9 protein-coding genes and 1 other RNA gene are annotated in these 13,383 nt (G+C 60.6%); 7 read left to right on the top strand and 3 right to left on the bottom strand.

All coding sequences use genetic code 11. The features are described 5' to 3' along the window. Positions 1 to 18 precede the first annotated feature (18 nt). Together menI and REA38_RS11135 are read right to left on the bottom strand one after the other, a co-directional pair. A complete protein-coding gene (gene menI, locus REA38_RS11140; protein WP_016927938.1) occupies positions 19 to 435 on the bottom strand; it encodes a 1,4-dihydroxy-2-naphthoyl-CoA hydrolase in 417 nt (138 codons plus the stop codon). Further along, positions 432 to 3,488: an FAD-binding and (Fe-S)-binding domain-containing protein gene (locus REA38_RS11135; protein WP_308885863.1), complete on the bottom strand. Its 3,057-nt coding sequence runs from the start codon at positions 3,486 to 3,488 to the stop codon at positions 432 to 434. The genes menI and REA38_RS11135 overlap by 4 nt, the downstream gene beginning before the upstream one ends. A gap of 244 nt (positions 3,489 to 3,732) precedes the next feature. On the opposite strand from REA38_RS11135, the gene ydiK reads away from it, so the two are divergent. Then, positions 3,733 to 4,833, top strand: coding sequence for an AI-2E family transporter YdiK (gene ydiK / locus REA38_RS11130; RefSeq protein WP_033646299.1), 1,101 nt, complete (start codon positions 3,733 to 3,735; stop codon positions 4,831 to 4,833). Positions 4,834 to 5,089: 256 nt separating this feature from the next. Further along, positions 5,090 to 5,201: antisense sRNA RprA (rprA, locus tag REA38_RS11125), an RNA gene on the top strand. Between the two features lie 109 nt (positions 5,202 to 5,310). On the opposite strand, the gene ppsA is transcribed toward rprA, so the two are convergent. Then, positions 5,311 to 7,689 (bottom strand): phosphoenolpyruvate synthase, encoded by a 2,379-nt coding sequence (gene ppsA / locus REA38_RS11120; RefSeq protein WP_041034881.1) that lies wholly within the window; start codon positions 7,687 to 7,689, stop codon positions 5,311 to 5,313. Between the two features lie 459 nt (positions 7,690 to 8,148). On the opposite strand from ppsA, the gene REA38_RS11115 reads away from it, so the two are divergent. The 5 genes from REA38_RS11115 to REA38_RS11095 all read left to right on the top strand — a co-directional run bounded on the left by REA38_RS11115 (position 8,149) and on the right by REA38_RS11095 (position 13,335). Further along, entirely contained in the window at positions 8,149 to 9,009 is an 861-nt protein-coding gene (locus tag REA38_RS11115) for a pyruvate, water dikinase regulatory protein (RefSeq protein WP_049234269.1), read from the top strand. 197 nt (positions 9,010 to 9,206) lie between these two features. Beyond that, a complete protein-coding gene (locus tag REA38_RS11110; protein ID WP_004931381.1) occupies positions 9,207 to 10,253 on the top strand; it encodes a 3-deoxy-7-phosphoheptulonate synthase in 1,047 nt (348 codons plus the stop codon). Between the two features lie 105 nt (positions 10,254 to 10,358). Then, positions 10,359 to 10,844 (top strand): glutathione peroxidase, encoded by a 486-nt coding sequence (locus REA38_RS11105; RefSeq protein ID WP_033646302.1) that lies wholly within the window; start codon positions 10,359 to 10,361, stop codon positions 10,842 to 10,844. A gap of 171 nt (positions 10,845 to 11,015) precedes the next feature. Further along, on the top strand, positions 11,016 to 11,198 hold the full coding sequence (gene hemP / locus REA38_RS11100; RefSeq protein ID WP_016927944.1) for a hemin uptake protein HemP: 183 nt from the start codon (positions 11,016 to 11,018) through the stop codon (positions 11,196 to 11,198). Positions 11,199 to 11,292: 94 nt separating this feature from the next. After that, positions 11,293 to 13,335 carry a TonB-dependent hemoglobin/transferrin/lactoferrin family receptor gene (locus REA38_RS11095; RefSeq protein WP_060427740.1) on the top strand — a complete coding sequence of 681 codons (2,043 nt, stop codon included), beginning with the start codon at positions 11,293 to 11,295 and terminating at the stop codon, positions 13,333 to 13,335. Positions 13,336 to 13,383: the final 48 nt, after the last annotated feature.

Here is a 13,383-nt window from a genome sequence, read left to right as displayed (position 1 = left end):
TGCGGAAACCGGCGGGAATCAGTCGATGACCGCCGTGGTCAGACGCGAAGTGCAGCACAGCCGATCGCGCGCGTCGAAGATCTCGATTTGCCACACCTGATGACGGCGGCCAACGTGCAGTGCGCGGCACACCCCGCGCACCTGGCCATCGAACACCGCGCGCAGGTGGTTGGCGTTGATCTCCAGCCCCACCACTTTCTGCTCGCCCTCGCTGCACAGGTAACCGGCCATCGATCCCATCGATTCCGCCAGCACCACCGACGCCCCGCCGTGCAACAGCCCGAACGGCTGCCGGGTGCGGCCATCGACCGGCATGGTGGCCTCGAGGAAATCCTCGCCCAGCTGGGTAAACTCGATGCCCACATGGCTGACCATGCAGCCGTCGCCGGCGCGGTTCAGCTGCTCCAGCGATGTTTCACGTTTCCACAATTTCACTCAATCATCTCCAGAAGTGCCTGTAAGGGGTGGCGCACGCCATTGCCCTCGATGCGTTTCACCTGGCTGCGGCAGGAATAGCCGGTCGCCAGGCAGCGCTGCCGCGGCAAACGCTGCAGCGTCGGGTGCCATGATAGCTCATAAATGCCGAGCGAGTTTTGCAGGTTCTTGGCTTCATGGCCGTAAGTGCCCGCCATGCCGCAGCAGCCGACGCTGACGTTCTCCAGTTTGGCGCCGAAGCGCGCGAAGATCGCCGCCCACTGTTGGCCACTGGCCGGCAGCGCGGTGGTTTCGGTACAGTGGCCGAACAGATACCAGGGTTCGCCGGTCGCCGGCTGTTCGGCGCGATCCGCGATCCGCTGCTGCAGCCATTCGTGCACCAGCAGCACCTGGAAATCGCCGCGTTCGGCGCCGAGGATCTCGCGGTATTCGTCGCGGTAACACAGCACCAGCGCCGGATCGACGCCCACCAGCGGCATGCCGAGCTGCGCCACGCGGTTGAGGAAATCGGCGGTTTTGCGCGCGGTGCGGGCGAACCGCGTCAGGAAACCTTTCACATGCTGCGCCTTGCCGTTCGGCGAGAACGGCAGCAGCACCGGTTTATAGCCGAGCTTCTCCACCAGCCGGACAAAGTCCGCCACCACTTTGGCGTCGTAATAGCTGGTGAACGGATCCTGGACGATCAGCACGTGATCTGCGCGCTGCTCGGCGCTCAGCCCTTCCAACTGCTCCAGCGTCAGCGTGGTCGCGCGGTGGCCGGACAGCTGCTGACGCAGCGTCGGGCTGGACAGCAGCGGCAGATCGACCATGCCGATGGCGTTGCGGCTCATCTCCCGCAGCCACGGCTGGCGGAAGAAGAAGTTGAACACCTTCGGCGCGCGGGCCATCAATGGGGTATAGCTCTCCACGCCGGCGACCATGTAGTCGCTTACCGGGCGCAGATAGCGGGTGTGGTAGAGCTGCAGGAAGCGCGAACGGAATCCTGGCACGTCAATCTTGATCGGGCACTGGGTGGAGCAGGCCTTGCAGGCCAGACAACCGGACATCGCCTCTTTCACTTCGTGCGAAAAGTCGTACTCGCCCTTGCCGGCGTGCCAGCTGTTGCGGGTCTTCTCGATCAGGCCGCGCAGGCTGAGGCGCTGCTGCGGCAGCTGTTTCTCCAGCGCCAACGGATCGACGCCCTGCTCGGCCAGCAGACGCAGCCACTCGCGCACCAGCGTCGCCCGCCCTTTCGGTGAATGAATGCGGTTGCCGCTGATCTTCATCGACGGGCACATCGGGCTGCGCACGTCGAAGTTGAAGCACAGGCCGTTGCCGTTACACTCCAGCGCGCCGCGGAATGAGGTGCGCACCTCGACCGGGATCTGGCGATCGAAGGTGCCGCGTTTGACCGCGTCCACCTGCATCATTGGCGCATCCACCGCCAGCGGCGCACAGATCTTGCCCGGGTTCAGACGGTTATCCGGATCGAACGCCGCTTTGATGCGGCGCAGCTCCTCATACAGCGTTTCCCCGAAGAATTCAGGGCTGTATTCCGCGCGGAAGCCCTTGCCGTGCTCACCCCACAGCAGGCCGCCGTATTTGGCGGTCAGCGCCACCACCCGATCGGAGATCTGCTTCATCAGCACTTCCTGCTGCGGGTCGCACATATCAAGCGCCGGGCGCACGTGCAGCACCCCAGCGTCGACGTGGCCGAACATGCCATAGCTCAGGTTATGGTCGTCGAGCAGTTGGCGAAATTCGACGATATAGTCCGCCAGGTGTTGCGGCGGCACGCAGGTGTCCTCGGCGAATGGAATCGGCTTGGCGCGCCCTTTGGCGTTGCCCAGCAGCCCGACCGCCTTCTTGCGCATGTTATAAATGCGCTCGATGCCCGCCAGATCGCCACAGATCTGGTAACCGATCACGCCGCCCTGCCGCTGCGCGATCAATTCGTCCAGCCGTTGACACAGGGTTTCCATCTGGCCGTCGATCAGCGCCCGATCGTCGCCGGCGAACTCGACGATGTTCAGCCCGAGCATCTCTTTATCCGGCACATCGGCGATCAGTTCGTTCACCGAGTGCCAAACGATGTCTTCACGCGCCAGGTTCAACACCTTGGAATCGATGGTTTCCACCGACAGCGCCTTGGCTTCGACCATAAAGGGCGCATTGCGCAGCGCCGAATCGAAGGAATCGTACTTCACGTTGACCAGGCGACGCACTTTCGGCAGCGGCGTGATGTCCAGCCGCGCCTCGGTGATAAACGCCAGCGTGCCTTCGGCGCCGGTCAGGATGCGCGTCAGATCGAAGGTTTGCAGATCGTCGCTCAGCACGTGGCGCAGATCGTAACCGGTGAGGAAGCGGTTGAGCTTGGGGAATTTCTCCAGGATCAGCGAGCGCTGCTCGCGGCAGCGGTTCAGCACCGTGCGGTAGATACGCCCTTCGGCGGTCTCGTCCAGAGCAATCGTTTCCGCCAGCGCCGTCGGCATGGCGCGGGTATCGATCATCTCGCCGCCCAGCAGCACCGCCCGCAGGCCCAACACGTGATCGGAGGTTTTGCCGTACACCAGCGAACCCTGGCCGGAGGCGTCGGTATTGATCATGCCGCCCAGGGTGGCGCGGTTGCTGGTGGACAGTTCCGGCGAGAAGAAGTAGCCGAACGGCCGCAGATATTGATTCAGCTGATCCTTGATCACCCCGGCTTCGACTTTTACCCAGCCTTGTTCAACGTTGATCTCCAGAATGCGGTTCATATGGCGCGACATATCGACCACGATGCCGGTATTGAGCGACTGGCCGTTGGTGCCGGTGCCGCCGCCGCGCGGGCTGAAGGTCAGCGCATTGAATCGCTCTTCCCCGGCCAGGCGGGCGATCAGCGCCACGTCGGCGGTGGAACGGGGAAACACCACCGCATCGGGCAACAGCTGATAGATGCTGTTGTCGGTGGCCATCGTCAGCCGGTCGGCATAGCTGGTGGCGGTATCGCCGTTGAATCCGTTTTGCTTCAGTGCTTCCAAAAAGTCGAGCACCCGTTGAACGAGGCCGGGCGCCTGAGAAATCTGTGGGATCATTCGCTTTTTTGACCCTGTCCGTCTATTTTTTATGCGCTGATGTACGCTGAATCGGGCCTTTAATTCAGACCCACCCTATTTTTTAGTGACACTAAAAACTAACATACTCGTTTAGTGAAGGCATTCACATTATTACCGCCCTGCGAACGCCGCCACAGGCGGCCGTCCGGCGGTAATAAACCGACCGACAGGCACCCGATTCGCCGGTGCCAGGGATTTAATTGACCAGGATGAGAAGCCACTGATGCCACTCCCGCAATCGCGTTACGACTTACCGCGAATTATTTTCGGCGTGCTGTTTATCGCCATCATGATCGTCGCCTGTTTTTGGGTGATCCAACCGTTCATTCTCGGCTTCGCCTGGGCGGGAATGGTGGTGATCGCCACCTGGCCGCTGCTGCTCAAACTGCAAAAGCTGCTGTGGGGCCGCCGCTCGCTGGCGGTGCTGGTGATGACCCTGCTGCTGATCCTGCTGTTCATTTTGCCTATCTCTCTGCTGATCAGCAGCGTGGTGGATAACAGTGCGCCGCTGATCGCCTGGGCCAGCTCGCCGGGCAAGCTGCATATTCCCGATCTCGCCTGGCTGCAGTCCGTGCCGATGATCGGCGACAGGCTCTATACCAGCTACCATACGCTGGTTAACGCCGGCGGCGCCGCGCTGCTGGCGAAGGTGCAGCCGTACTTCGGCCAAACCGCCACCTGGTTCGTGGCGCAGGCCGCGCATATCGGCCGTCTGCTGCTGCACTGCGCGCTGATGCTGCTGTTCAGCGCCCTGTTGTATGCGCGCGGCGAGCAGGTGGCGCTGGGTATCCGCCACTTTGCGGTGCGCCTCGGCTCTGCGCGCGGCGATGCGGCGGTGCTGCTGGGCGGCCAGGCGATCCGCGCCGTCGCGCTGGGTGTGGTGGTGACGGCGCTGGTGCAGTCGGTGCTGGGCGGCATCGGTCTGGCGGTGAGCGGCATTCCGGCCGCCACTCTGCTGACGATGCTGATCTTCATCTGCTGCGTGGCGCAATTGGGGCCGCTGCTGGTGCTGGTGCCGGCCATCATCTGGCTGTACTGGCACGGCGATACCACCTGGGGCACCGTGCTGCTGGTCTGGAGCTGCGTGGTGGCTACGCTGGATAACGTGCTGCGCCCGGTGCTGATCCGCATGGGCGCCGATCTGCCGCTGCTACTGATCCTGTCCGGCGTTATCGGCGGCTTGCTGGCCTTCGGCATGATTGGCCTGTTCATCGGCCCGGTGGTGTTGGCGGTATCTTATCGCCTGCTGACCGCCTGGATGGATGAAGCGCCGGAGCCGACCACCGCGCCGGAGCAAGTCATCGAAGATTTGGAAAAACGCTGATTCCCCTCTTCCGCCCGCATCGTCGGGCGGAACTTTTCATTCCTGCCGTTATTCCTACCCCATTCGAGTAATATCTCCACCCAATATAATGCCGCCATATATTGATTACGGTACCGCGAATGAAAGGTGCAATGTAAATCCCTGTTTGTTGCAAACGGCAAAAAGAGATAACTCCCGCAAATAAAATGTGATGCCGCTATCGATTAGGATGATTCTTAATGACTAGTCGCGTTCAAAAATCTAGTATTATGGCCATCTATTGCTTCAAATCACTGATTTTAAAGCAACCTTTCTGAACAATGTAATGCCATACATGTGAATTGCTGTGTGTAGTCTTTGCCCATCTCCTACGGTGGGCTTTTTTTTATTCTTTTTTCGTCGAATTGATTATTTTACGCACCGTTATTTACATTCAGAAATAAAAAGGCCGCAGCGTTAACTGCGGCCCGGCGTTAATGCCTCAGCGATGCCGAGACATTATTTCTTTTTCGACAAATTGATCCAGGTCTGCACCACGGTGTCCGGATTAAGCGACAGGCTGTCGATGCCCTGCTCCATCAGCCACTCGGCGAAGTCTTCGTGGTCGGACGGGCCCTGGCCGCAGATGCCGACGTATTTGCCGTGGCGCTTGGCCGCCTGAATCGCCATCGACAGCAGCGCTTTCACCGCGTCGTTGCGTTCGTCGAACAGCTCCGACACCACGCCGGAGTCGCGATCCAGCCCCAGCGCCAACTGGGTCATGTCGTTGGAGCCGATGGAGAAGCCGTCGAAGTGTTCGAGGAACTGATCCGCCAACAGCGCATTGGACGGGATCTCGCACATCATGATCACTTTCAGCCCGTTTTCGCCGCGCTTCAGCCCCTGACGCGCCAGCTCGGCCACCACCGCTTCCGCCTGCGCCACGGTGCGCACGAACGGCACCATGATTTCGACGTTGGTCAGCCCCATTTCGTTACGCACGCGTTTCACCGCCTCGCACTCCAGCGCGAAGCAATCGCGGAAGCTGTCGGCCACGTAGCGGCCGGCGCCGCGGAAGCCCAGCATCGGGTTCTCTTCGTGCGGTTCATACTTGTCGCCACCCACCAGGTTGGCGTACTCGTTGGATTTGAAGTCGGACAGGCGCACGATCACGCGCTTCGGCCAGAAGGCGGCGCCCAGCGTCGCGATGCCCTCGGTCAGGCGGCCGACGTAGAACTCGACCGGATGATCGTAACCCTGCATCAGCGCGCGAATCTCGTTTTGCAGCGCCGGCGTCTGCTGATCGAACTCCAGCAGCGCACGCGGGTGCACGCCGATCATGCGGTTGATGATAAATTCCAGCCGCGCCAGGCCCACGCCTTCGTTCGGCAAACGCGCAAAGTCGAAGGCGCGATCCGGGTTACCGACGTTCATCATGATCTTCAGCGGCAGATCCGGCAGCTCGGTCACTTCGGAGCTCTGCACGCTGAAATCCAGCATATCGCTGTAAACGAAGCCGGTGTCGCCTTCCGCGCAGGACACGGTGACTTTCTGGCCGTCTTTCAGCACGTCGGTGGCGTGACCGCAGCCCACCACCGCCGGGATCCCCAGCTCACGGGCGATGATCGCCGCGTGACAGGTACGCCCGCCGCGGTTGGTGACGATCGCGGCGGCCTTCTTCATGATCGGTTCCCAGTCCGGGTCGGTCATGTCGGTGACCAGCACGTCGCCCGGCTGGATGCGATCCATTTCGCTGATGTCGTGGATCACTTTCACCGGACCGGCGCCGATGCGGTGGCCGATGGCGCGGCCTTCCACCAGCACCGGGCTGGAGCCGTTCAGCTGGTAGCGCTCCATGGTCTGTTCGTTGGAGCGCACGGTTTCCGGGCGCGCCTGCACGATCAGCAGCTTGCCGGTATGGCCGTCTTTCGCCCACTCGATATCCATCGGGCGGCCGTAATGTTTTTCGATCAGGATCGCCTGCTGCGCCAGCGCCTGCACTTCGTCATCCGTCAGCGAGAAACGGCTGCGCTGCGCTTCCGGCACGTCTTCGATGCGCACCTGCTTGCCGTGATCCTGCGACGGCGCGTACACCATGCGGATCTTTTTCGAACCCAGGTTGCGGCGCACGATCGCCGGCTTGCCGTTTTGCAGCGTCGGTTTGTGCACATAGAACTCATCCGGGTTCACTGCGCCCTGCACCACCATTTCACCCAGGCCGAAGGCGGAGGTGATAAACACCACCTGATCAAAGCCGGACTCGGTATCGATGGTGAACATCACGCCCGAAGAGGCCAAATCCGAGCGCACCATGCGCTGTACGCCCGCCGACAGCGCCACGCCGCGGTGGTCATAGCCCTGATGCACGCGATAAGAGATGGCGCGGTCGTTGAACAGCGATGCGAACACGTGCTTGATCGCCACCATTACGGCGTCGATGCCCTGCACGTTGAGGAAGGTTTCCTGCTGGCCGGCGAAGGACGCGTCCGGCATGTCTTCCGCCGTGGCGGAGGAGCGCACCGCGAAGGAAGCTTCCGGTTCGCCGTCGGCGAGCTGTTGGTAAGCCTGATGAATTTCGCGTTCGAACTCGGCGTGGAACGGCGTGTCGATCACCCATTGGCGGATCTGGGCGCCGGCCTTGGCCAGTTGTGCAACGTCGTCAACGTCGGTCTGATCCAGTAGCTGATAGATGCGCTGGTTAACACCGCTTTGTTCGAGGAAATCGTTAAACGCCTGTGCGGTGGTGGCAAAACCGTTCGGCACGGCCACGCCCAAATCGGAAAGATTGGTGATCATTTCACCGAGGGAGGCGTTTTTACCGCCGACACGGTCAACGTCGTGCATGCCAAGCTGGTTGTACCAAAGCACATTACGCAAGTCTGGGCCATTGTTGGACATCGAGACAATCCTTATTGCTATCAGTAGGGTAAAGACGGATTTAATTCGCTTGCTTTACGGCGCCGCTAACACGGAGCCGAATCAGACTAGCACACTGATCCGGGGAAAATGGAAAGGTGAATCGATCAACCCACTGAAGAAAGTGGTTTTTAAGAGAATGTCCTAACCGGCTGATTTGCCTGGGAACCGTTCCCAATCGCACGAAAAGCTTAGTTCTCAACAAATTACGCTCTTTTTAAACTTCTGTTTTAATGACCACGCAAACGCTACCGTTTTAGGTGAAAATAGCGGCAAATTTACGTTTCGGATCGAAAAGCGTCGCCGCGCCGCGATTTTTACCGCCGGCAAAACGCGCTTTTCTTCACGCGCCGCCGCAAGGCGCTTTACCGCCCCGCCGTCACAATTTTTCCCCTCGCCCCTTTACCGGTGGATCGTCTGCGGCTCATGATATTGACAGTGATGACAGCAGTAACACCGTTTTCAGGTAAGGAGCCTCGGGTGGAAAGAAGCGTTTTTTATATTTCGGATGGTACGGCGATCACCGCCGAAGTGCTGGGACACGCGGTGCTGTCGCAGTTCCCGGTCACGGCGACCACCTATACCCTGCCGTTTGTCGAAACCGAGGCGCGCGCTCGCGCAGTTCGCCAACAAATCGATGATATCTATAATGAAACCGGCGTGCGGCCGCTGGTGTTTTACTCCATCATCTCGCCGGAAGTGCGCGATGTGATCGTGCAGAGCCAGGGCTTCTGCCAGGATATCGTGCAGGCGCTGGTCGGCCCGCTGCAGGGCGAGCTGGAAGTGGAGCCGACGCCGGTGCCGAACCGCACCCACGGTCTGACCGCCAGCAACCTCGGCAAGTACGACGCGCGCATTGCCGCCATCGACTATACGCTGGCGCACGACGACGGCATTTCGCTGCGCAACCTCGATCAGGCGCAGGTGATCCTGCTCGGCGTGTCGCGCTGCGGCAAAACCCCCACCAGCCTTTATCTGGCGATGCAGTTCGGCATCCGCGCCGCCAACTACCCGTTTATCGCCGACGATATGGACAATTTGCACCTGCCGGCCTCGCTGAAACCGTTTCAGCATAAATTATTCGGCCTGACCATCGATCCGGAACGCCTGGCGGCGATCCGCGAGGAACGGCGTGAAAACAGCCGTTACGCTTCATTGCGCCAGTGCCGTATGGAGATCGCCGAAGTCGAGGCGCTGTTCCGCAAAAATCAGATCCGCTACCTCAATACCACCAACTATTCGGTCGAAGAGATCTCCACCAAAATCCTCGACATCCTCGGCATGAGCCGCCGCATGTTCTGACCTTTTCCTCGCGGGGCCGCCGCGCCCCGCCACCTGCCGTTTATTTCAGCAGCCGCTGATTTTTTTGTGCTTTTTTTCGCGGCTTTGATCAACAGAACACAATCTCTACGGTTGAATTCAGCGCTTTTTGCGTTATTGTGATCGCCATCACTTCCCGGCACTCCTGCCGCAGAGAAGAACAGTTTCCAGGGAACAACATGCACAAAACAGATGAACTGCGGACCGCGCGCATCGACAGCCTCGTCACGCCGCAAGCGTTGGCGGACAAGCTGCCGATCTCGGCGGCCGTCGCCGACAACGTGACCGCGTCACGAAAACGCATTGAAAAAATCCTCACCGGTGAAGACCGCCGCCTGCTGGTGGTGATCGGCCCCTGCTCCATCCACGATCTCGACGCCGCCGTCGATTACGCCGGCCGGTTGAACGCCCTGCGCGAACGCTACCAGGATCGCCTGGAGATCGTGATGCGCACCTATTTCGAAAAACCGCGCACCGTCGTCGGCTGGAAAGGCCTGATCTCCGATCCGGCGCTGGACGGCACCTTCCAGGTCAACCGTGGCATCGAAATGGCGCGCCGCCTGCTGCTGGAAGTGAACCAGCTCGGCCTGCCGACCGCCACCGAATTCCTGGACATGGTGGTCGGCCAATACATCGCCGATCTGATCAGCTGGGGCGCCATCGGCGCGCGCACCACCGAAAGCCAGATCCACCGTGAAATGGCCTCGGCGCTCTCCTGCCCGGTCGGCTTCAAAAACGGCACCGACGGCAACACCCGCATCGCCATCGACGCCATTCGCGCGGCGCGCGCCGGGCACATGTTCCTGTCGCCGGACAAACATGGCCAAATGACCATCTACCAGACCAGCGGCAACCCGTACGGCCACATCATCATGCGCGGCGGCAAAACGCCGAACTATCACGCCAGCGACATCGCCGCCGCCTGCGACAGCCTGCGCGAGTTCGATCTGCCGGAACACCTGGTGATCGACTTCAGCCACGGCAACTGCCAGAAAATGCACCGCCGCCAGCTGGAAGTGGCCGACAACGTCTGCCAACAGATCCGCGCCGGCTCCGCCGCCATCACCGGCGTGATGGCGGAAAGCTTCCTGGTGGAAGGCACGCAGAAGATCGTCGCCGGCCAGCCGCTGACCTATGGCCAGTCAATCACCGATCCTTGCCTGAGCTGGTCCGACAGCGAACAGTTGCTGGCGATGCTGGCGGATGCGGTCGATAGCCGTTTCTGACGCAACGCAGGCCGGGGCCTCGCCCCGGCTTTATCCCTTCTGTCCCGCTCATCTATACTGATTGCAACGCTTTATCACCCGCCGAAACGCACCTGGAGCCACGGCATGATTCACTCTCTGTTATCCATCCCCTGCGTCACGCTGCAGGGCGAGCAAAAAACGCTGGGCGATTACCCGGCGCGCGCTTATCTGGTGGTCAACACCGCCAGCAAGTGCGGCTTCACCCCGCAATACCGCGGGCTGGAAAATTTGTGGCAATACTATCGCGAACGCGGCCTGGTGGTGCTCGGCTTCCCCTGCAACCAGTTTGGTTCTCAGGAGCCGGGCAGCCCGCTGGAGATCGCCAACTTTTGCAGCCTCAACTACGGCGTCAGTTTCCCGCTGTTCAGCAAGATAGACGTTAACGGCCCCGGCGCGCACCCGCTGTTCAATGAGTTGAAACGCCTGGCGCCCGGCATTCTGGGCAGCCGCCGCATCAAATGGAATTTCACCAAGTTCCTGCTCACCGCCGACGGCCAGCGCGTCACGCGCTTTGCGCCGATCACCAAACCCGAACGCCTGTTTGACCGCATCGAAACCCTGCTGAAATAACGCCCCTTTTTTACGGGCCGGGTACGCTCGGCCCGCCGCCGGATGTCCATTCGACAAAAAGGTTCCATCGGTAAGAAAATTTTCCTTGATGTAACCTTTCCTTCACATGATAATGATTCTCAGTTTGATATTAATTACCATTTAATGGTCTGTTTTATAAGCACAATGATAATGGATACTGCCAACACGCCTACCCCCGCCGCCGCGGCCCCGACCGAGCACAGCGCAAACGCGCCGCCCAGCTACGACAGCGCACAGCTGCTCGGCGCCGACGGCATCGCGTTCATTACCCATCAGGGCCAGCGCTATCAGCTGCGGCAGACCAAAGCCGGGAAATTGATCCTGACCAAATAACCACAGAACCCTCAAACGCCAGCCACCCCGATCTTTTGATCCAGGCAGCCAGCAAATCTATTGATATGTTTTATTACATACGGAGAGTTGCACCATGCCTCTGACATTTTCCACCCGGCTGCGTTTTTCCGCTTTGAGTCTGGCGATTGCCTGCGCTCTGCCTACGGTGGCCTTGGCACAAAACACCAGCACAACATCCTCTTCCAACGCGGCGCCGGCCAAAAAAGCCAAAGCCGCCGACGAGACCATGACCGTGGTCGCCACCGGCAACCAGCGCAGCAGCTTTGAAGCGCCGATGATGGTCACGGTCATCGAAGGCAACTCGCCGGAAAGCCAGACCGCCACCTCGGCCGCCGATATGCTGCGCCGCGTGCCGGGCATCACCGTCAACGGCACCGGGCGCAGCAACGGCCAGGACGTGACGATGCGTGGCTACGGCAAAAACGGTGTGCTGACGCTGGTCGACGGCATCCGCCAGGGGACCGATACCGGCCATATCGGCGGCACCTTCCTCGATCCGGCGCTGGTGAAACGCATTGAAATCGTGCGCGGTCCCTCCGCGTTGCTGTACGGCAGCGGCGCGCTGGGCGGCGTTATCGCCTATGAGACCGTTGATGCCGCCGATCTGCTGCTGCCGGGCCACGATAGCGGGTTCCGCGTCTACGGCACCGCCGGCACCGGCGATCACAGCCTGGGCATGGGCGCCAGCGCCTACGGCAAGACCGATAACCTCGACGGTTTGCTGTCGTTTGGCACCCGCGACGTCGGCGATCTGCGTCAGGGCAACGGCTTCGATGCGCCTAACGACGAAACCATCAGCAACGTGTTGGCCAAAGGCACCTGGAAGATCGACGACAATCAGTCGCTGAGCGGCGATCTGCGCTACTACAACAACAGCGCTCAAGAGCCGAAAAATCCGCAGACGCCGGGCAGCTCGAGCGGCAACCCGATGACCAACCGCTCGACCATCCAGCGCGATGCGGCATTGAGCTATAAACTCAAGCCAGTCGGCCAGGATTGGCTGGACGCCACCGCCAAGTTGTACACCTCGGAAGTCAAAATCAATGCACACAACGCCGGCGCGACCGACGAATTCCGCAAGCAGACCACCAACGGCGGCAAGCTGGAAAACCGCACGCGCCTGTTCGCCGACAGCTTTGCGTCACACCTGCTGACCTACGGCTCCGAGGTCTATGAACAGAAACAGCAGCCGGGCGGCGCCACCACCAGCTTCCCGCAGGCCAAGATCAACTTCGCCTCCGGCTGGCTACAGGATGAAATTACGCTGCGCGACATTCCGATCACCGTGCTGGCAGGCACGCGCTACGACGATTACAAAGGCAGCAGCCAGGGCCACGAAGACGTCAAGGCCGACAAATGGTCGTCCCGCGGAGCCCTGAGCTACTCGCCGACCGACTGGTTGATGCTGTTCGGCTCCTATTCCCAGGCCTTCCGCGCCCCGACCATGGGCGAGATGTACAACGATTCGCGCCACTTCCCCGGCAACTATTGGGTGCCCAATCCTAATCTGCGGCCGGAAACCACCAGCACCACCGAAGCCGGTTTCGGCCTGCGCTTCGACGATCTGCTGCTGACGGATGACAGCCTGCAATTCAAGGCCAGTTACTTCGATACCGACGCCAAAGACTACATCTTCATGTATGTCACTCGCACGCAGACCGCCTCAGCGAATATCTCTCGCGCCAAAATTTGGGGTTGGGACACCTCGCTGAACTATCAGACCAAGTGGTTTAACTGGGATCTGGCTTACAACCGTACACGCGGCAAGGACAAGTCTCGCAATGGCGAGCTGAACGCGAAAAGCGGCGATTGGCTGGCCGACATCAGCCCGGATACCGTTACCAGCTCGCTGGACGTGCCGCTGGGCGAAACCGGTCTGTCCGCCGGCTGGGTCGCCACCTTCGCCGAACGCGCCAAGCGAGTGCCCGCCACCTACTCGGAACAAGGCGGCTATGGCGTCAACGACTTCTATCTGAGCTACAAGGGCCGCGATCGGCTGCAGGGCATGACCACCACCGTGGTGCTGGGCAACGCCTTCGACAAGGAATATTACTCGCCGCAGGGCGTCCCGCAGGATGGCCGCAACGCCAAACTGCTGGTCAGCTACCAGTGGTAATCATTTGACTATCTGGCGGACAACCCGGTTGTCCGCCGTTCGCATTAC

This window comes from Serratia sp. MF1(2023) (genome assembly GCF_030954545.1).
GTDB lineage: Bacteria > Pseudomonadota > Gammaproteobacteria > Enterobacterales > Enterobacteriaceae > Serratia > Serratia sarumanii.
Note: the sequence above shows the minus strand (reverse complement) of the source record. Positions and strands in the feature narration are given on the sequence as shown.

Coding starts and splice junctions, on each gene's coding strand:
- REA38_RS11135 (WP_308885863.1), bottom strand. CDS start 3,488: ATGATCCCACAGATTTCTCAGGCGCCCGGCCTCGTTCAACGGGTGCTC.
- ydiK (WP_033646299.1), top strand. CDS start 3,733: ATGCCACTCCCGCAATCGCGTTACGACTTACCGCGAATTATTTTCGGC.
- ppsA (WP_041034881.1), bottom strand. CDS start 7,689: ATGTCCAACAATGGCCCAGACTTGCGTAATGTGCTTTGGTACAACCAG.
- REA38_RS11115 (WP_049234269.1), top strand. CDS start 8,149: ATGACAGCAGTAACACCGTTTTCAGGTAAGGAGCCTCGGGTGGAAAGA.
- REA38_RS11110 (WP_004931381.1), top strand. CDS start 9,207: ATGCACAAAACAGATGAACTGCGGACCGCGCGCATCGACAGCCTCGTC.
- REA38_RS11105 (WP_033646302.1), top strand. CDS start 10,359: ATGATTCACTCTCTGTTATCCATCCCCTGCGTCACGCTGCAGGGCGAG.
- hemP (WP_016927944.1), top strand. CDS start 11,016: ATGGATACTGCCAACACGCCTACCCCCGCCGCCGCGGCCCCGACCGAG.
- REA38_RS11095 (WP_060427740.1), top strand. CDS start 11,293: ATGCCTCTGACATTTTCCACCCGGCTGCGTTTTTCCGCTTTGAGTCTG.